At 46.6% G+C, this 19,827-nt stretch carries 16 protein-coding genes; 9 read left to right on the top strand and 7 right to left on the bottom strand.

The window, feature by feature from the left end; genetic code table 11:
• Positions 1-63: 63 nt before the first annotated feature.
• From GMES_RS03540 to GMES_RS03550, 3 genes are all read right to left on the bottom strand, one after another.
• The gene (locus tag GMES_RS03540; protein ID WP_006991200.1) at positions 64-2,037 is read right to left on the bottom strand and encodes a BCCT family transporter; all 1,974 of its coding nucleotides are present in this window, start codon (positions 2,035-2,037) and stop codon (positions 64-66) included.
• Positions 2,038-2,207: 170 nt separating this feature from the next.
• The gene (locus GMES_RS03545; RefSeq protein ID WP_006991201.1) at positions 2,208-2,759 is read right to left on the bottom strand and encodes a hypothetical protein; all 552 of its coding nucleotides are present in this window, start codon (positions 2,757-2,759) and stop codon (positions 2,208-2,210) included.
• Complete coding sequence (locus GMES_RS03550; RefSeq protein WP_006991202.1) at positions 2,760-3,341, bottom strand: DUF3299 domain-containing protein; 582 nt, start codon at positions 3,339-3,341, stop codon at positions 2,760-2,762.
• Positions 3,342-3,446: 105 nt separating this feature from the next.
• Here GMES_RS03550 and GMES_RS03555 point away from each other — a divergent pair, with 105 nt between their 5' ends.
• Both GMES_RS03555 and GMES_RS03560 read left to right on the top strand, forming a co-directional pair.
• On the top strand, positions 3,447-4,265 hold the full coding sequence (locus tag GMES_RS03555) for an ABC transporter ATP-binding protein (protein WP_006991203.1): 819 nt from the start codon (positions 3,447-3,449) through the stop codon (positions 4,263-4,265).
• A complete protein-coding gene (locus GMES_RS03560; protein WP_006991204.1) occupies positions 4,259-5,491 on the top strand; it encodes an ABC transporter permease in 1,233 nt (410 codons plus the stop codon). Before GMES_RS03555 ends, GMES_RS03560 begins: the two co-directional genes overlap by 7 nt.
• Before the next feature lie 66 nt (positions 5,492-5,557).
• Here the strand turns inward: GMES_RS03560 and GMES_RS03565 are convergent, their stop codons facing one another.
• Positions 5,558-6,217, bottom strand: coding sequence for an NADPH-dependent FMN reductase (locus GMES_RS03565; protein WP_006991205.1), 660 nt, complete (start codon positions 6,215-6,217; stop codon positions 5,558-5,560).
• Positions 6,218-6,464: 247 nt separating this feature from the next.
• On the opposite strand from GMES_RS03565, the gene GMES_RS03570 reads away from it, so the two are divergent.
• Positions 6,465-7,535 carry an MBL fold metallo-hydrolase gene (locus GMES_RS03570; RefSeq protein WP_006991206.1) on the top strand — a complete coding sequence of 357 codons (1,071 nt, stop codon included), beginning with the start codon at positions 6,465-6,467 and terminating at the stop codon, positions 7,533-7,535.
• A gap of 256 nt (positions 7,536-7,791) precedes the next feature.
• On the opposite strand, the gene trpS is transcribed toward GMES_RS03570, so the two are convergent.
• Both trpS and GMES_RS03580 read right to left on the bottom strand, forming a co-directional pair.
• Positions 7,792-8,814, bottom strand: coding sequence for a tryptophan--tRNA ligase (trpS, locus tag GMES_RS03575; protein WP_006991207.1), 1,023 nt, complete (start codon positions 8,812-8,814; stop codon positions 7,792-7,794).
• 433 nt (positions 8,815-9,247) lie between these two features.
• A complete protein-coding gene (locus GMES_RS03580) occupies positions 9,248-11,341 on the bottom strand; it encodes a TonB-dependent siderophore receptor (RefSeq protein ID WP_006991208.1) in 2,094 nt (697 codons plus the stop codon).
• A gap of 471 nt (positions 11,342-11,812) precedes the next feature.
• On the opposite strand from GMES_RS03580, the gene GMES_RS03585 reads away from it, so the two are divergent.
• Together GMES_RS03585 and GMES_RS03590 are read left to right on the top strand one after the other, a co-directional pair.
• Positions 11,813-12,343, top strand: a complete 531-nt coding sequence (locus GMES_RS03585) for a hypothetical protein (RefSeq protein WP_006991210.1) — start codon at positions 11,813-11,815, stop codon at positions 12,341-12,343.
• Between the two features lie 3 nt (positions 12,344-12,346).
• Complete coding sequence (locus GMES_RS03590) at positions 12,347-13,837, top strand: PepSY-associated TM helix domain-containing protein (protein ID WP_006991211.1); 1,491 nt, start codon at positions 12,347-12,349, stop codon at positions 13,835-13,837.
• A 62-nt stretch (positions 13,838-13,899) separates the two neighbouring features.
• Here GMES_RS03590 and GMES_RS03595 read toward each other — a convergent pair whose 3' ends face one another.
• A complete protein-coding gene (locus tag GMES_RS03595; RefSeq protein WP_006991212.1) occupies positions 13,900-14,868 on the bottom strand; it encodes a GlxA family transcriptional regulator in 969 nt (322 codons plus the stop codon).
• Between the two features lie 131 nt (positions 14,869-14,999).
• On the opposite strand from GMES_RS03595, the gene GMES_RS03600 reads away from it, so the two are divergent.
• The 4 genes from GMES_RS03600 to GMES_RS03615 all read left to right on the top strand — a co-directional run bounded on the left by GMES_RS03600 (position 15,000) and on the right by GMES_RS03615 (position 19,791).
• Positions 15,000-16,154: an acyl-CoA dehydrogenase family protein gene (locus tag GMES_RS03600; protein WP_006991213.1), complete on the top strand. Its 1,155-nt coding sequence runs from the start codon at positions 15,000-15,002 to the stop codon at positions 16,152-16,154.
• Positions 16,155-16,259: 105 nt separating this feature from the next.
• Positions 16,260-17,225 carry an NAD(P)H-dependent flavin oxidoreductase gene (locus tag GMES_RS03605; RefSeq protein ID WP_039986442.1) on the top strand — a complete coding sequence of 322 codons (966 nt, stop codon included), beginning with the start codon at positions 16,260-16,262 and terminating at the stop codon, positions 17,223-17,225.
• A gap of 56 nt (positions 17,226-17,281) precedes the next feature.
• Entirely contained in the window at positions 17,282-18,895 is a 1,614-nt protein-coding gene (locus tag GMES_RS03610) for an acyl-CoA carboxylase subunit beta (protein WP_006991216.1), read from the top strand.
• A gap of 83 nt (positions 18,896-18,978) precedes the next feature.
• Positions 18,979-19,791 carry an enoyl-CoA hydratase/isomerase family protein gene (locus tag GMES_RS03615; RefSeq protein WP_006991217.1) on the top strand — a complete coding sequence of 271 codons (813 nt, stop codon included), beginning with the start codon at positions 18,979-18,981 and terminating at the stop codon, positions 19,789-19,791.
• The last annotated feature ends 36 nt before the right edge of the window (positions 19,792-19,827 follow it).

Raw genomic sequence — 19,827 nt, forward strand, 5'->3', positions numbered from 1 at the left:
TTTAAAATCACAATACTGTTTTTAAGTCACAAAGACTTAAAGAAGCCCTTAGGTGCAAACGGCCTATCCCGCTAAGTGCAAAAAGTGTAGATGGCGGTGATACTGATCGATAATATCGTTGATAACCGCTACCTTTGACCAGCCCATGATGTCGTAATTTTGCCCACCTTCACTCAAATGCACATCGGCGCGGTAGTAGGTGTTCTCATCAACTGAGCCTTCTGATTGCGACTCACTTGACTGGCTGTATTCTGGCATGTGGTGAATAGTCGGGTATACCGCATAAATAAACTCAGCGTCTTCGCCATGCTTAACGGTTAATGTTACCGCTTCGCCGCTGTGGCTGATCTCTGCTTCGATATGTTTAAGAGTTAACTCTTTGGCCACCGAATCAAATGCTTGCTTGACCGTTTGTTCCACAAATCGTTCTACTGCAGCTTTATTTGGGAAGTCGACAATGGTTTGCAAACGCTCTTTCCAGCTGTCATTGCCCGCGTTAATTTGCCCAGAAGGGGCATGCAAAGTCATGCTGGCACGCTTAAACTCTTCTACCCGCAAGGCTTTAATTAGGCCGTACATAGCAATGATTAATATCACCGCAAACGGTAATGCACTGGCAATCGTCATGGTCTGCAAAGCGCTTAAGCCGCCAGCCATCGACAAAATAGCCGCCACTAACCCAACGCCTCCCGCCCAGTAAATGCGTTGCCACACTGGGGTGTCGTTTTGGCCGTTCGAGCACAACATATCGACTACCATCGCCCCGGAATCGCATGAGGTCACGAAAAAGACCACAATCATCAGCACTGCTACGCCGGATATCACATCAGACCAAGGAAAGTGTTCAAGAAAGAGAAACAGTGCAACAGGCGTATTGTCTGTGGCCAGCTTGGCCAGCTCGGTGCTGCCTTGATTGAGCACTAACTCGATTGCACTGTTACCGAAAATGGTCATCCAAGCTAGCGTAAACATTGAGGGGATCAACAACACGCCAATTAGGAATTCGCGGATAGTACGGCCCTTTGATATACGCGCAATAAATACCCCTACAAACGGCGCCCATGCTAACCACCAGCCCCAGTAAAATATAGTCCAGCCGCCTAACCAATCCTTCTTGTCATAAGCAAATAAGTTAAAGGTATTACGCACTAAGTCAGACAGATATGCGCCAGTATTTTGCAACATAGCTTGGAGCAAAAATACCGTAGGGCCGACCAATAAAATAAACAATAATAAGCCCACCGCTAGTAGCATGTTGAGCTCAGATAGCATACGTATTCCTTTATCTAAACCACTGACAACAGATACAATTGCCAAGCCCGTAATGGCAGCAATTAATATCAGTTGGTAGCCCTCTGTCACCGGAAAACCAAACAAGTAATTAAGGCCAGAGCTTATCTGGGTGACTCCTAAACCCAAAGATGTAGCAACACCAAAAATAGTACTGATGACAGCGAAGATATCGACGACATTACCCCGCCAGCCATAGATTTTGTCGCCAATAATAGGGTACAGCGCCGAACGTAAAGTCAGCGGTAAATCATGACGATAACTGAAATAGGCCAAAATGAGCGCGACCACAGCGTATATGGCCCACGCATGTAGCCCCCAGTGGAAGAACGTCATCTTCATCGCTTCACGGGCAGCCTCTATAGTGCTGGGTGTAGCCGTCGGTGGGGCTAAAAAGTGCATCAGTGGCTCAGCCACCCCAAAAAACATCAACCCTATGCCCATGCCTGCAGCAAACAACATAGAAAGCCAAGACACAAAAGAATAATCAGGCTCCGAATGGTCAGGGCCAAGTTTGACCTGGCTATGGCGTGATATCGCCAAGTACAACACAAACATCAAAATACTCGCCACAGTTAATACATAAAACCAACTACCGTTATCAACGATAGCAGTTTGCACCTGTGAAAAGGTTTGGTCTGCATATTCGGGAGAGATCAACGCGAATAGGAGTAAAGCGACAATCACGCTTGATGCTCCCAGAAAAACAATTTTATTCAGATGTTTAGAAGAAGCGATAGGATTCAATATGTTTACCTTTTTCAGTCGCTGCTTTTAAATACGCAGAGGCGCAACAGCTTGTTCCAACTTGTGTTTTTATAGTACCACATGCACAAGTGAGATCTTAAAAGTCAAAAGTATGAGAGAAAATTACCGATAAACATAAACTTGGGTGTGACCGAAAGCATAGATAGCGGCTATGCTGGGATAGTTGTCGCGCTTACTTGGATGTTTTGCTGAAAACTAATCGGCTCGTCTTTTTCTAACGCATTAATATGTAGCGATATCTTGTGGTTGCCCGGCTTGCTGACTTGATATTTTAATGGATAGCTGCCTGAGACCCCGCGAACCGGCATTTGCACACCTTCTAAAAAGCGAACGCTCTCGCTACCTGAAAAGGTAATCACTACATTTTGATAACCATCAGGAATATCGTACTGAATATTCAGCGTTGCATCTGTATTAGGGGGTGTATCGGTTGATCTAGGGTGGCTAACTGAAATAGGTTGGCTGACTTTTTCTTGTGAAAGCATGTCTTGCAGCGGGTGAAACGAGGGGAAAATCCCAAAGTTGCGGCCACCGTGAAACTGACAAGCGTTTGCTTGTATCGATATGACGCTTAACATCATTAAGCTAATCACTGACAGTCTTCTTAGCAAAGGATACGCTCTTGGCGCAGCAAGCACGCTACCCAGTACTGACATGATAAAGGCCCTGAATGAAGTGGTTAAAGAATGTTGTGTTTGCATTTATTCCTCCTCGAACGGATAGGCCTTATTCAGTTTAAGACGATAAGCTGAAGTGCCTAGCGTATTTTCTGTGGTATCAATGACCAAGGTGCCTTCAAACCAAAACGGATCGTACAGACTGCCTAGTTTTATACCTTGCTCAGCTTTACTATGAATAATTTGGTTAGGCGGTGGCGGTGGCATATGTAAGCAAGCGCCAAAATAAGGCACAATGAAAAATTCGGTGATGTTTTGGGAGTCATCAGACTCTAAAGGTACGATAAACCCGGGGATACGAATCGGTTTATTTTCATAAGTGTCGATGACGCGGGTAGAACTCAAGGCTTTTTGAAAGCGCTTAGTATTTTCGTCAACCCCTTCTTGTTGACCAAGCGCCTCTACCGAGTCTTGCTCGGAGCCATCTTCGATACCGGACAGGTACTCAGGCGGGTTCATCAATGCTTCAAGATCGTCTTTCGGCATTAAGGCTATCCATTCAATTTCTTGATAACTTTCAGCGGTTTGTGCGGCATTTGCTGTGCTTAGCAAAATAAAGTTAAGGATTAATAACGTGACCCATGAACTTAAAATTCGTATCTTCATTTCTTACATCTTTGCTTGCAAAATTGCATCGTCTTAATTTGATGTAAATGTTATAACATATCAATAATTAAGTTTATAGTTTAAGAGAGCGCCAAAGACGGACTTATGAAAGTAGTGAATACAGATGAAAGTGTCCACAGCGTAGAAAGTGCCCACAGCGCAACGAGCGGAGACAGCATGATAAGCGGCGACAGCGCAACTAACGGTAAAAACGCTGATAGCATTAAACATAATGCGCCTCTGGCGATTAACTTACAAAGCGTTCGATATAGCTACGGCACATCGAGCAGCGAAACGGTATTAGATATTCCTCATTGGCAGCTTGCCCAAGGTGAGCGAGTGTTCCTGCACGGCGATTCTGGCTCGGGTAAAACGACCTTATTGAATTTACTTTCAGGTATACTCACCCCAACACAAGGTAGCATCGAATTATTAGGCCAGCCTTTTTCAGTTTTATCGGCTAGGCGCAGGGACGCCTTCAGGGCGCGGCATATTGGTGTGGTATTTCAGCAGTTTAATTTGGTGCCTTACTTAAGCGTGCTAAAGAATATTCAGTTAGCCAATTACTTTGCTGCCAAGCGTGATAGACAAATAGAAGAATCGGCTAGTGCCTTGTTAGCAAAGTTAAATTTGCCTGTAAATGTGATGCATAAAGCTGCCAATACACTGAGTGTGGGCCAACAGCAGCGGGTGGCCATTGCCAGAGCGCTAATAAATCAGCCTGAATTACTATTGGTAGACGAACCCACCTCGGCGCTAGATGCCTCAGCGCGAGACGCATTTATGGATATTCTGCTGAATATGTGCGAGAACGCGGGGGCGAGTTTGGTGTTCGTGAGCCATGATATGTCATTGCAGCGCTTTTTTAGTACCAGCATTGATATGCCTAGTTTGTGCCAGGGTAAGGGGAATGCAGCATGTTGATTTCTCTCGCCTGGAGCAGCCTTTGTAGCCGCAAAAAATCAGTTATTTTAACCTTTCTTTCCTTGTTGATTAGTATCAGCGTGCTAATAAGCGTTGAGCATATTCGCCAGCAAGCTAAAACCAGTTTTAATCGCACTATTTCTGGGGCTGATTTGATCGTTGGTGCGCCAAGTGGCCAACTCAATCTGCTTTTATATTCTGTATTTCGTATGGGCGATCCCACCAGCAATATAGACTACCAAAGTTACGAAATGCTTAAAAACGACCAGCAGGTGGCGTGGGTTATTCCTATTTCTTTGGGAGATTCTCACCGTGGTTTTAGGGTGCTTGGCACCAATGGTGACTACTTCACGCACTATCAGTTTGGGGATAAAAAATCTCTTGAGTTCACAGCTGGTAAGCCTTTTGCTGGAATGTTTGACACTGTAATCGGCGCGGATGTCGCTAAAACGCTAGGTTACCAAGTGGGTGATGAGATTGTTGTTGCCCATGGGATCGGCCACACCAGCTTTAGTCACCATGATCACAGTCCGTTTGTGATCAGCGGCATTTTAAAACCCACCGGCACGCCAGTTGATAAATCCGTGCACGTTACCTTGCCCGCCATAGAAGCAATACATTTACCCCCGTCTCAATTAGCAAAAATTCTGGATGGAGGAGGAGAAGAAAGTGTACAACCAGATAGCGTGACGGCGGTGATATTGGGCTTAAAAACCAAGTTCGCCACCTTTAAGCTACAACGAGATTTAAACAACTACCAAGCCGACCGATTGATGGCGGTCTTGCCTGGGGTGGCACTAGCAGAGTTATGGCAAATGATGGGGACCGTTGAGAACGTACTTAGGGTCATTAGCGTGCTGGTGTTACTGTCATCTTTGTTTGGTTTGTCGACCATGTTGCTCGCATCCATGAACGAGCGCAAAGGCGAGATAGCCGTGCTGCGTACATTAGGAGCAGGCCCGAGCGTTATTTTTGGCTTGGTATTATTAGAAGCGCTGATGCTGGTAGTGATAGCCATTGCCAGTGCCATATCGCTCGTCAGCGGGGCTCTCGCGCTATTTAGCGATGAGCTCGCCGCCCATTACGGCTTGTTTCTAAGTGCTAACTTGCTGTCGTGGGAAACGCTGCAAATCGCCGTGATTATTGCGCTAGCATCCATTATCACCTCAGTCATACCCGCATTTGAAGCTTATAAAAAAGCGCTACAATCGAGGCTATCTGCCTGATATTTTTAAAATTTTGTGGCGTTTCTTAACTTAACGATTTTACCTATAAAATGACATTAAATGCGCCTAAGGCGCATTTCTTTGGGCGGGTGTGGTGTTAAATGTCTTAAGCATTTCATGTGGGTTTACTGTTTCACCGTGTGTTTTAGTGGCCTGTGCCCACCAAGCTAATTGCGTAAATGTACGGCTAAAATAATCAAACCATGACGATTGATCTTCATCTGTCTGTGTAGCGCCATCTTCAGTAAACACTTCTTGGGCTTTAGGAACGTGGATCATCGCTGAAACAGGTAGGCAGCCAAGTTCTGATAAAAACGTGCGCATACCAACCGCAGCGCGCATACCCCCCCATTGTCCAGCAGAGTAGGTGACGATGGCGCTAGGCTTATAGGAGAACAACGAACTGCCAAAGTGATTAAGCAAGTTGGCCAAAGCTGGGCTCATGGAGTGGTTGTACTCTGGGCTTAGCATAATAAAGCCATCTGCGGATGCTATCTTTTCTGCGAGAGTGTTCAATTCTGCAGGCGCTTTGCTTTTAGCGTACGCAAAATGGGGTTTGAAGACAGGCTCAAGTGGGTAATCCAGCGCATCAATCAATTCAATCTCATGTTGATTAAAACGCGTGTCTAAACATGCCATACATACTTTAGCGACACGAAGACCCAAGCGGGCAGGGCGCGGGGGAGTGCTATCGCGAACGGTGCCCAAAAAAACTAAAAACTTCATTACGTGTCCTCTATTGATAATCTAATTGCGATGAATGCTACATTGGGTTCGCCTATAATCATTGCAAAAGTAAATGCTTGTAAAGATAAGTGTTTGCATGGTTAAGCGAGCGAAGAGCAGGCTTATTTTAACGATTAATCGCCAGTGTGCTATTCAAGGCTTTAATAGTTATTGATTCATCGTTGTGCGTGGTGATCTAGATCAAAGTTGATTGTAATAGGGTGATGTAAATTGCGGAGTACGCCCAATGACAATCGACTTTATTGATGTGCAAGCGCCTGAGCCGGGTGAGTGGCAGCAAGTCTCACCGGGTATTTTATGGTTGCGCATGCCGTTACCCTTTGAGCTGGATCATATCAATTTATATTTGATAGAAGACAATGACCGAACCACGGGCGAGAAAGGCTTCGCGCTCATTGATACTGGCTTCGGGGTTAGCAAAACTGAAGAGTTATGGGATAGCTTACTGAGTAAATTGGATGTGCCTTTGACTAAGGTCATTGTGACCCACATGCATCCTGATCACATCGGCATGGCGGGGTATTTGGTCGATAAATTCCGCGCACCATTATACATGAGCCATTCTGAGTACTTTGTTGGCAGAGCCATGAGCGCGGGTAGCAGAGGCGCATCAGACTGGCAAGATGATGAGTATTTAGTGCGCTGCGGTATGTCGGCTGAGTACGTTGCCACCGCCAGTGAAAATCGCAAAACCAATAAAGGGGTAGGGCAGGTTATTCGGCCTATTCCGTTACATCATGAGCGCTTGCAAGAAGGTGAAGAGCTGACAATTGGCGAGCATCAATGGCAGGTATTAATTGGTAGAGGGCACTCGCCAGAGCATGTGTGTTTGTTTAATCCCACTACCAACGTTTTGATATCGGGGGATCACGTTTTACCCATCATCACCCCGAATATTGGGGTGTACAGCACTGAGCCAAACGCTAATTCGTTGAAAATGTATTTAGACACCTTACCGCAGTTCAAAAACCTCCCAAAGGACTCGCTGGTTTTGCCATCACACAAACAACCTTTTGTTGGGCTGCATAAGCGAGTCGATGAGTTGGCCGAGCATCATCATGAGCATCTCGCCAATCTAAAAGCGTTCTGCACACAAGGTAAAACCATTAAAGAATGCTTACCTGTGTTGTTTAAGCGGGAGTTGAATGAACACAATATGTTCTTCGCTATTGCCGAAGCGCTAGCGCACCTTAACTATTTATATTTCGAGGGCGAAGTCACCAGAGAGACCAACGAAGACGGCCACTATGTATTTACCTTGATGGAAAACGACTTAGCTGACAGGGCTGTAAGCTAAGCCGTCCAAAACAGAGCTAAGCCATAAGGGAACTGCGTTTGGACTGGCGTAACAACGTAGTGCGCAATAACTTATATATAATTGTGACGTTGCTACCAATAGGTTTGAACCTGAACTGATAGGCGACTCAAACTCATGTCGTTCGGCTTTATCTCTATTTAATAATTAATCTGCGCATTTAGGCCTTCGTTAGAATGTACACACTATGTCGTTATGCGCGTACATTTGCTAGGCGGACTAGCTCAGTCGTTTTTGACTAGAAAAATGGATTCAAACCGAAGACATCTTTTACACTATGAAGAGTGATGTTCGTCTTGTGCCGAGAGATTTCACTACCCGTGCGCAATATATCTATTAACTGTGATTTGTCATTCAGATACTGCTCCCTGCGCTCACGGATTGGCTTCAATAACTCTTGCAGGCACTCCTCAAGGATCTTCTTTGTCACGCCGTCGCCAAGACCACCACGTTGGTAATGTTCTTTAAGTTGGCTGACATACTCTATATCCGGATGAAAAATATCTAGGTAAGTGAAGACAATGTTTCCTTCCACTTGACCTGGATCTTCAACTCTCAGGTGATTTTGGTCAGTGTACATACTACGCACAGCGGCTCTTAGCTCTTTTTCGCAAGCGCCAAGGTTAATGGCGTTGCCCATTGTCTTACTCATTTTGTTTTTGCCATCTGTGCTTGGCAATCGTGACGTTTGGCTTAGTAATGGCCTACATTCATTGAGCACAGGCTTACCTGCCAACGAATTTACCTTTCTGACGATTTCATTCGTTTGTTCAAGCATTGGCAGTTGATCATCACCAACAGGAATCAATGTAGCATTAAATGCCGTGATGTCTGCCGCTTGAGAGATCGGGTACGTTAAGAAACCTGCGGGAACAGAACGCTCAAAGCCTTTGCTTTTTATCTCACTCTTCACGGTTGGATTACGCTCAAGTCTCGCGATAGTGACCAAGTTGCTGTAATACATTGTTAGCTCAGCAAGGGCTGGTAGCTGAGATTGCAGGCAAATAGTGGTTTTCGTGGGCTCTATGCCAACAGCCAAGTAGTCAGCTACTACGTTTAGTATATTGGATGACACCTTTGAAGGGTTGTTTGCGTTGTCTGTCAGCCCTTGCATATCAGCGACAAGGATTGTTTGATCGTGCTTGTCTTGAAGGGATACGCGTTGCTTCAGCGAACCAACATAATGGCCTAAGTGAAGTGGGCCGGTGGCTCTGTCGCCAGTAAGTATAGTTTCTCGTTTTGTGGGTAGTTGATTTTTCATGATATATCTCTAGGTAAATAAAAAATGCCACTGGAGATATAAAGAAAATACAAACTTAGCTACCGTCCAGCAGCAAAAGAATGTACGAATTCTGTGCCGCTCAGAGTGAGCGCCACCACTTGATAGATGCAATATGAATGAATGATATTTTCATGACTTGAAGCCTAGCAAAATAATTGGAGCGCCTCAATAACCTTAAATAAGTACCCGCAAGTGCGGCTTTTTTCACTTACTCGGCGCTCACTTTGAATGACAGCCTTTTAATCCAACCTGCCAGATCACGTTAAGGTGTATTCAGATAGCGATGGCAAAGGTATAACGATATGCAGCGAGAAACCCAAAAGGGCAAAGTCGATTTGCCCTGTTGGGTGATTATTGTGGGGCTATGAGTAAAGCCCCTTTTCTGCACTCGTATTGCTTAGAAGCAAAAGACTTAAAAGCGGTAAGTCACGCTGACTGTTCCGTTAATAGGGGCTGCGTAGTAAAACGAGCTGTGCAGGCTGCTAAGGTACTTTTCGTCAGTGATATTATTCAAATTTGCTTTAACGCTTAGGTCATTGGTAATGTCGTAACTGGCATAGGCGTTTAGCAAGAAGTAGCTGTCTTGGGTAACGTTGTAATCAGTGTTTTTGGTTTCTGACTGCCAACGTCCACTTAAACCCACTGTTAGGGTAGGCAGCGCGGGTACGGTGTAATTCAGTGAGAAATTAACGTAGTCACGAGGTGCCCATGTATTGGCATCAGCGCCTTGGTCGTCTTCAATTTCAATGGCGGTATAGCCCAAAATCACGCTAAGATCATCTGTGAGCTGACCGGTCATTTCAATTTCAAAACCTTTTGAATCTACATCGATGCCGTTGTAGTAATACTGCCCGTTGTCAGGATTAATACCAGCATATGACGCTAGGTTTTCCTGCTCCGCGGTAAAGTAAGCAAACGTAGTCAGTAGGCTATCATCAAGCCACTGAACTTTAATACCTGCCTCGGTATTCTTACCCTTGGTTGGGTCAAGGTACTGCCCCGATAAATCATACTGTTCTTGGGGCTGGTAGATATCTGAATAACTGGCGTAGGCATTAATGTCTTGGGTTATGGCATAGGTAAACCCTACATACGGACTTAGCTCACTTTCGCTATTATCAATTGTGGTACCACTATTGTCACCGCTGCGCTCAAAATCAATGGCATTTACACCAGCGATCATGAATAAGTTGTCGCTCAGGGTAATTTTGGTTGAACCGAATATGCGCGTTAGGTTTTGCTTAATTTCAGAATACAATGTGCGCTCTTGCCAATCAGGCTCGGCGATAGCGTTAAGAGCGTAAGGGAATGCGGGCAGTGCGCCCCACGCTTCTTCGGTAAAATCGGTTGCGTAGTTAAACATTGTGTCTGTACTTTGAGCGTAGCTAATACCAAAGGTGGCTTCATGTTCAAAGCCAAATGCACTGAAAAACCCTGATGTTTTTACTTCAAGTAAATCAGAATCGATATCTGAGTCATAACGACCAGGGTAACCCAAAAGTCCCAAATTAGTCTCTTTGTCGAGTGTGCCAGAGGCATAAAAGAGCTTATCTTGCTCTTCGAAATAGCGTTTGTGGTAGTTCACATCAAGGCGCCAGCTGTCGTTAATTTGATGGGTAAACTCTACAAACGCATTGGTGTTTTGGGTATCCCACATGGCCCAGTCTTGAGAGGTGGTGTCGCTGTCGTCCCACTGTGCTTGTGTACCGTCTGTATAATTAAATACTAGGCCGCCCCACAAATTGCCATCAGTATTGGCGTCTTGATGAGATATCCCGACAGTAAGGGTGGAGTGGTCCGTTAGCTGGCCGTCAACCACACCGTAAAAATAGCCCAGGTCATCTGACAACCCATCTAAATGGGAGTTGGTGTCCTCGCCAGCTACCACAAACCGAGCAGCCCAGCGGCCATCATCCGTGAGCAAGGTGTTATAGTCGGCTTGAATACGTTTGAAATCATAAGAGCCTGCGATAACGCTGACCTCACCGCCTGTTTCATTAGTAGGGCGTTTACGCACATAATTGATTGTGCCTGACGCGTTACCTACACCTGTTAACAAACCATTGGCGCCACGAATCACTTCGATACTCTCGTAACCGTAGGCGTCAATTGCTCCTGTCACTATGCCCCAATCATTTGGTAAACCCACACCGTCAATTTGGGTATTCTTGATTTCAAACCCGCGAGATGAGTAATTAGTCCGGTTAGTTTCCCAGGCCTCTACCGTAACGCCTGTGGCTAAGCGCAGGGCGTCATTAATACTGAAGGCGGCGAAATTCTTCATCAAGTCTGACGTGATAACGCTAATCGATTGAGGCGTTTCGCTAATTTCCATTGTTAAGCCCGTTGCACCTTCGCTGATTCTGTCTTGACGTACACCGGAAATCAGTAAGTGTTCAACCTCAGCATCTGCTTGCTTGATTTCATTAGCATCTGTCGCTTCTTGAGCGTGTGCTTGTATGGCGAGGGTGAATAAAGACAAGCTAAATAGGTTGTACAGCTTCATTAGTTTTCCTTGTTTATGTGTATGTTTTAACATTCTGTGAAAGACGAGCGCGGCGATCATACACAAATTTTATTCTATATGATAACTATTTGCATTCGCATTTTTTGGCTGTCGTTTTTAGTGTGCTTAAGAAATTTTGAAGCCCCCTATTAAAATAAGAAAGGCATTTGGTTACCGAGGAATTGGCAAGCAAAGCTGAAAGTACGTGTAACAGTTGAGTTGCAGATACACCGAAACCGCTTTATAGTATTAATGGTAATCATTATCATTATCTTTTTATTGAGTGTTTGTAGAATGTCTTACTACTAGCGCTTAGAAAGCCTTTCAGGGAAAGCGCGGTGATGATTGAGCCTGCATCAGTGTTTAGCCATAGCAACATAAGCTTTAGCGCTCTTGTGCATCGCAGAGCAGGGCTAACAAAGGCAATCTGTCGCACGCGATTTACACATAATAAAAACCACAGGAATACCAATGATACTGTCACTCTCCGCAGCGCTAGGCTTAGTGGGCTGCTATGTACTTTATATAAGCTGGAAGCAGCACAGTGCTCGCTATGCGCTTGCTGGGTGGGGTTGCTTATTCGCCACCTTGCCACTATTGATCGTGGCACTTGGGGTAGAATATGGCGTTGTGTTTGCTCTGGGCTTACCCGCGCTTTACGTGTGGTTAGGTATACTACGTGAACAGAAACCAACAATGCCTAGCAAGCATATTGTAAAACCCAATCAACCAATGCAGTTCAACGCTAATAAGCTCGCAAAAAATAGTGGATTTATCCTCTATCACCTTGTTTTACTGATGATCGTTAGTAGCCTATTAGTGATTGCCTCACTGGATATACTGCCCTTAGAGCGGCCCACTCAGCTCGTGACAGGGGTCATCATTTTGCCAGTGGTTTGGTCGGGCTTGTCATTCTGGCATTTGGCCTGCGAGAACAAACGCAATCCTCTTATATTTAGCGTATTTATATCGCTTGCCTCTAGCCTTTATTTATTTGTTTAAGCTATGAAAAATTCCAAAGCAGATTCTCAAAAAAACGCAGTGAATACCCCGACTCTCAGTAAACGCTCGCTCTCGGCCCATGCTTGGTTGGGGCTATTTGTTAGCGCATTTATGTACATTATTTGTTTATCGGGTACCTTGGCGGTGTTCCATCAAGAGCTGGAGCGCTGGGAGCAACCGCAAATCCCAGAAACAAGCGAGGTTGATATCGCCGTTATCGAAAAAGCTTACGATAATTTTGTTGAAACCTACCCAGATGAGACCGAGCACATGTATGTGGTCTTCCCTGGTACAGGTATTCCAAGGGTGGTGGTTGAAAACGACCACATTGCGCATTTCGTTAATCCTGATGGGTCATTAGGTGAAGTAGAACAGTCTCACTGGACTAAAATGCTAGTGGACTTGCACCTTTATCTACATCTGCCCAAAAGCTTCGGCATGATCCTCGTTAGTGCGTTTGGTGCGCTGTTGTGTGCGCTAATTTTGTCTGGTTTTCTTGCCCATCCTCGTATAATTAAAGACGCTTTTCGTTTTCGTCGTGGCGGAACAGGCTTGCAAGAAAACATCGATTTACACAATCGTTTCAGCGTGTGGGCCGCGCCTTTTCACCTGATGATTGGCATAACGGGTGCCTATTTCGGCCTGGCAACCGTATTAATTGGGCTAGTATCACAAGCGTTCTATGCAGGGGATAATCAAGCGGTTTTGGATGAGTTGTTCACACCCGAGCCAACCTTAGAGCAACCTTTACAAAAGCCGCAGATTGGCCGCGCGATGGAGTATATTGAGCGGCATAATCCTGAAGGTACGCCGTTATTTATCACCATTCACGAGCCAAATACGCCAGGGCAATTTATCGAAGCTTACGTTAAACAGCCTGGCCGATTAATTTACTCCGAGAATTATCGTTTTGATATTCAGGGTAATTTCTTAGAAACCGCCGGATACCGCGATGGTGATCCCACTAAACAAATTATCTTTTCAATGTATCGCCTGCATTTTGGTGAATTTGCTGGCATCGCAAGCAAGTTATTGTATTTTGTTCTGGGCATGATGCTGACCGTGGTATCGGCCACTGGTATCAATATTTGGCTAAGAAAACGTAAAACGACCGATGTGATTAATCTTTGGTGGCCAACTCTGGTGTGGGGCACACCGTTAATACTTAGTGTGAGTGCGCTACTCAATTTGTTTGTGCATGTGCGAATCGACCTATTCATTTGGCTTGGCCTAGTCGCAGCACTCGTTGTATCGACCCGCCAGCAAAACGTGCAGCTATGGGTCGCTCGGCTCAAGCAGACCCTGGCGTTCTCACTGCTCTTATTTATCGCAGCTTACGTAGTCAAAGCCGGCTCCGCAGCCTTTACCATTGCAGCCTTACAAATTAATATTCCACTTGCCCTATACGCTGCTTATTTGCTGGCGAGGGGACACCGGCAGATAACTCTGGTAGGAAATGAAGGTAGGCAAGTGAATCAGGCTGAGTCGACGTAGGTTTGTTCGGTGCAAGAGGGGCCAAATAAGTCCGCCAAACAAGAGCGTGATCTTAAAATGTCTCAATAAGAGCGGTATTGTTGACGCCACGCGGAGGCATTCTTGCGATATTTTCGTTTGAATAAGCGATTGAAGTGCCCTGCATCTTGATAGCCCACAGCCCATGAGATCTCTTCGATACTTTTATCACTGTGTTTAAGGTGTTCTTTTCCTTGCTCAATACGCAATTGCTGAATATAACCTAGCGGCGTTTCATCTGTGGCTTCCTTGAACCGCCGTTTAAAGGTTCTTGGGCTCATGTTCACTTTACTTGCTAATTGCTCAATAGAAATTGCGTTCATAAAGTGCATTTCTAGCCATTGCTGTATCGACAGTATTTCGTCGTCTTGATGGTAAGTTTGATGGCTGATCGAGGTGAATTCGCCGGCATAACCGCTTCTAAAGTCCACTAAAAATGCATGCTCTACTGCCTCACCTACCAATGGCGATGAGAGTTTAGAAATCAAGTAAACCAGTATTTCCAGTGCTGCATTCATGCCAGCCGAACAATAGAGCTCACCCGTCGCTGTGATGAAGCGTTCGGGTCTGACATCGACTTTGGGGTATCGTTTAGCGAAGTCTGCCTGCTTGTGCCAGTGGGTAGTGCTTATCCTGTCGTCTAATAACCCTGCTTCTGCTAAAAAGTAAGCGCCGGTTGCCGCGCCCATAATGGGTTTGCCTTGTTCGTGCCAAGTGCGAAGCCTAGGGTAAAGTGCTGCTTGTTTACTCAGTAGCGCGTCTACCTCTCCCCAAATGCTGTGCAGAATAATCAAATCTGTATTCTGAACCTCATCCAATGCGCAGTCAGGTGTGATGGCCAACCCGCTGAATGTAGTAGTGGGTTTGCCATCTACTGTTACCAAGGATATTTCAATTGGCTGACCTAGCACGCGCTGCTGCAAGGTAGAGGCAAACGCCAATACATCATGAGTCAAACCCAAACTGAGTCCCATTGCATTCTCGCTGGCAAACAATGTCACGTGCTTAAGCATGTTTATTTCCTTTTATTTGGCATTATTTACAAAATTGGCCCGAATGGCCAGCTAAATGACCTGAGTCACGCTGTTAACAGAATTTTTACATCTTTAAGATAGGGTCAATGATGTTGAATCTGGAGAAAATAATGCAGCTTAGTGAAGAGCACGATGCCCTTAGAAAAACAGTGAAAAACTTTGTCGATAACGAAATGGACCCCTTCATTGATGAATGGGAAAACGCCGGTATTGCGCCCTTGCACGCCCTGTTTAAAAAGATGGGTGATTTGGGGTTGCTAGGTATTCATAAACCAGAGGCGTTTGGCGGTTCGGGGCTTGATTACAGTTACAATCTAGTCTTCGCCGAAGAGCTCGGTAGGGCTTATGGCGGCTCGTTACCAATGGCCATTGGTGTACAAACTGACATGGCAACCCCCGCATTAGCGCGCTTTGGCAGCGATGAATTAAAGCGTGAGTTTTTAGCGCCTGCCATTGCTGGTGACATGGTGGCGTGCATTGGCGTGAGTGAACCCGGAGCCGGCTCTGATGTGGCAGGTTTGAAAACCACAGCAAAAAGTGACGGCGATGATTATGTGATCAACGGTAGCAAAATGTGGATAACCAACGCCACGCAAGCGGATTGGATATGCCTGTTAGCCAATACCAGCGACGGTAATGTGCATGCCAATAAATCACTTATAGTTGTACCCCTGAATACCCCTGGCATTGAAATCTCTAAGCCCCTAAACAAGTTAGGTATGCGCGCCAGTGACACCGGACAGATATTTTTCAATGACGTCCGGGTGCCCAAACGAAATCGCATAGGTGAAGAAAATAAAGGCTTCACTATGCAGATGATGCAATTTCAAGAAGAACGCATGTATGCCGCAGCGACTGCTCTAAAAGGGATGGAGCGTATGATCGAAGACACCATAGGGTGGTGCAAAGAGCGCCACACCTTCGGTCAACCTGTGCTGAATAATCAAGTCGTACATTTTAAATTAGCTGAGCTGCAAACTGAAGTTGAAGCCCTTCGCGCATTAACATGGCGTGCGTGTCAGCAACATATCGGTGGTGAAGATGCCACTTATCTAGCGTCGATGGCCAAGTTAAAAAGCGGCCGTTTATGGCGTGAAGTCAGCGACTCGTGTCTGCAGTACTGGGGTGGTATGGGCTTTATGTGGGATAACCCAATTGCAAGAGCCTACCGCGACACGCGAATTCTATCTATCGCGGGGGGCAGTGATGAAATGATGTTGGGCATTATTGCCAAGCACATGGATATATTCCCCAAGCGTCGATAATCGCTCTATGACAAGTGCAGGCAGGCGCTAGCGGCTCAGGTAATGAGCCAGCGCACCCGAGCCATCGTCCCTCGATAAATAAAGGATTAACAAAGGATAAGTAACATGGCGATACCCGCCTTATTCAAAAATAAACTGAGTTTACCGATGATTTGTGCGCCGATGTTTTTGGTGTCTAGCCCGAAGTTGGTCATCAGCGCCTGCAAAAATGGCATCGTGGGTTCGTTTCCCACCTTTAATACACGCACCCAAGATTTGCTTGATTCATGGCTCATGCAGATCAGTAGCGAACTTGCTGAATATGCTGCTGCAAATCCCAAAAAGCCTGTTGCACCTTTTGCGGTTAATTTGGTTGTGCACGCCTCAAATACGCGATTAGAAAGTGATCGGGTAGTGGTTAAAAAGCACCAAGTGCCTTTTGTGATCACCAGTCAAGGTAACCCCGCAGACGTCGTTGCAGAGGTACATGAATGGGGCGGGTTGGTCTTTCATGATGTTATTCGCGCTGACCATGCCAAAAAAGCCATTCAGGCCGGTGTTGACGGCATCATCATAGTCACCGCTGGCGCGGGTGGGCATGCCGGGGAAATTAACCCTTTTGCCTTGGTGCGCGAAATTCGTGAATTTTGGGACGGCCCACTGGCGCTTGCTGGGGCGATAAATGATGGAATGAGCATGCGCGCTGCCGAAATTCTTGGAGCTGACTTTAGTTATATGGGCACCCGCTTTATCGCAACCGAAGAAGCAGAAGTAGACCCAGATTATAAATCTATGCTGGTGGATTCACAGATAAGCGATCTTATCTACACAGATACCTTCACCGGGGTGAAATGCAACTTCTTGAAGCCCTCTATTGCCCGGGCGGGCGTCGACTTAGCTAATTTTGAAGCTAAAACCCATGTGGATCTGGACTTAGGTGAAAGTAACGCCTGGAAAGATTTTTGGAGCGCAGGGCACGGCGTGGCGGGTATTAAGCACGTTCTACCTATGGCCGAGCTAGTTGAGCAGCTCAAAGAAGAGTATCGCGGGGCTTTATCCGTTCCAGCGTTTAATGTCATCGCGGATAAGTAGATGTCTCGTAATGCCCAGCACCTTAAGTTTCCACTTATTAAAGAAGGATTGGTCACATGGCCGTTTTCCATACACAACTAGATAGCCACAGCGAAGCGTTTAAGCAAAACGCCGACGTAATGCGCGCCGGAGTCTCTGAGGTTAGAGCGATTGAAACGCGTGTTATTCAGTTGGCCGACGAAAAAGCCCCGCGCTATATCAAACGCGGACTTATCCCACCCAGAGAGCGCTTATCACGCTTAGTTGACCCTGGCGCCCCCTTTTTAGAATTAGCGAGCTTATGCGGGTACATGCAAGAAGGTGATACCGACGGCTCCGCTGCCGGTGGCGGCGTAATAGCCGGGATTGGTTATGTTTCGGGCGCGCGCTGCATGGTCATGATTGATGACTACTTAACCAAAGGTGGCAGTATTACTCAGCTGGGCAGTCATAAGCGCCTGCGCATGTATCAAATGGCTTTGCAAAACAAGTTACCGGTGATTGCCTTAGCCCAAAGTGGTGGCGGCGACTTAACCTCATTGGGGGACTGGTTTGGGTTCTCAGGCGCGGGTTTTGCTCTGCAGGCCAAGCTGTCTGCGGCGGGTATACCACAAATTACTCTTGTACATGGGAGTGCAACAGCGGGCGGTGCTTACCAACCTGGGCTGTCAGATTATGTGGTCATGATCAAAGGGCAATCCACTGTGTATCTGGCGGGGCCGCCACTGCTAAAAGCGGCAACGGGGGAAATCGCCACCGACGAAGAAATTGGCGGAGCACAAATGCACAGCGAAATTTCCGGTGTTGCCGACTATCAAGCTGAAAATGACGCAGACGGTATTCGCATTGTGCGTGAGATAACCGCTAGCTTGGACTGGAATGACAGTTCTAACTCTCATGCAGTAAGTCAGTACCAGGGGCCTTTGTACGACAAAGAACAGCTATTGGGCATAGTGCCAAAAGAGGCAAAAACGCCTTACGACGTGCGCGAGGTCATCGCACGCGTTGCCGATGGCTCAGACTTTCTCGACTTTAAAACTGAGTACGACATGGGAACCGTATGCGGGCACATGAGATTGCACGGCATGGTATGCGGCGTTATTGGTAACAATGCACCTATCACTGCCCACGGCGCAGCCAAAGCAGCGCAATTTATACAGCTATGTGAACAGTCGGGCACGCCGATTGTTTTCCTGCACAACACCACAGGTTTTTTGGTGGGTACAGAGTCAGAACGTGCCGGCATTATCAAGCATGGCGCCAAGCTCATTCAAGCGGTCACTAATACTAGCGTGCCTAAAATCAGCCTTGTGCTGGGCGGCTCATATGGCGCTGGCAACTACGCTATGGCAGGGCGTGGTATCGAACCTCACTTTATGTTTGCTTGGCCACGATCGGTTGTGGCCGTGATGGGGCCAGCGCAAGCAGGCAGTGTACTCAGAGCGGTAGCCAGCGCCAAAATGGCCCGAGCTAATGCGATTGACACAGGCAAATTGGACGCACTTGAAAAGCGCACGGTAGAAGTGATGCAGGCAAAGTCTGGCGCCTTGGCTAATTCCGCTCGCTTATGGGATGACGGCATCATTGACCCAAGAGACTCCCGAGAAATACTGGCATTTGTGCTAAATATTTGCCGCGAAGGCCAAGCGCGTAAGGTCAATACCAGCCAGTTTGGTGTACCTCGCTTCTAGCGGTAGATAAACGTAATGGGGACTGCCCTTATTTGGGCTAGTCACGATTAACGGAATAGAGATAACCAAATAGAGATAAGTAAATGTCGAATGTAAGCCAACAGCAGTATCGGGAAATTTTAGTCAGCCTTACTCAAGGGGTGTTGACCATCACCTTTAATCGCCCTCACAAGAAAAACGCGATGAATTTAGCCCTAGTTAAAGAAGTCATGGCGGTATTTAGCGATATAGCGGATGACACCTCGGTGCGTGCAGTGGTCATTTGTGGCAGTGAAGGCAACTTTTGCGCTGGCGGCGATATTTCAGATATGCACAGCGACGCGGGCAGTGAACAAGATAAGCAACAAGCTATTTGGAATTTCAATCGCAGCTTCGGGCGCATGGTCGCCCGAGTGAATCAGGCGCCCCAAGTGGTTATTACCTTACTTGAGGGGGCGGTATTGGGCGGTGGTTTTGGTTTGGCGTGCGTTTCAGACATTGCTATCGCCCATCAAAGTGCGGTGTTTGCGATGCCTGAAACTGGGCTTGGTGTAGTACCTGCACAAATCGCCCCTTTTGTTGTGACGCGTATCGGCCTAACCCAAGCACGGCGTCTAGCGTTACTCGGGGAACGTGTTGGTGCAGTGCAGAGCCAAGCTTTGGGCATTGTGCATTTTGTTTGCGAGACACAAGAAGCACTGCAAGTCCAGCTCAATGAGGTACTCAAGCAAGTACAGCGCGGTGCGCCAAAGGCCAATGCCAATACCAAAGCACTGATGCTGAAGGTAGGAACAGTCGAGCTGGAAACCCTGTTGGATGAAGCCGCGGATGTATTTACCCAAGCCTTATCGTCTGACGAAGGTAAAGAGGGCACTCAAGCCTTTATGCAAAAACGCAAACCAAGCTGGTGTGAATAGAGCTGTTGTAAATGGCTGGTGTAAATAGAGGCAGGC

This window comes from Paraglaciecola mesophila KMM 241 (assembly GCF_000315015.1).
Taxonomy (GTDB): Bacteria; Pseudomonadota; Gammaproteobacteria; order Enterobacterales; family Alteromonadaceae; genus Paraglaciecola; species Paraglaciecola mesophila.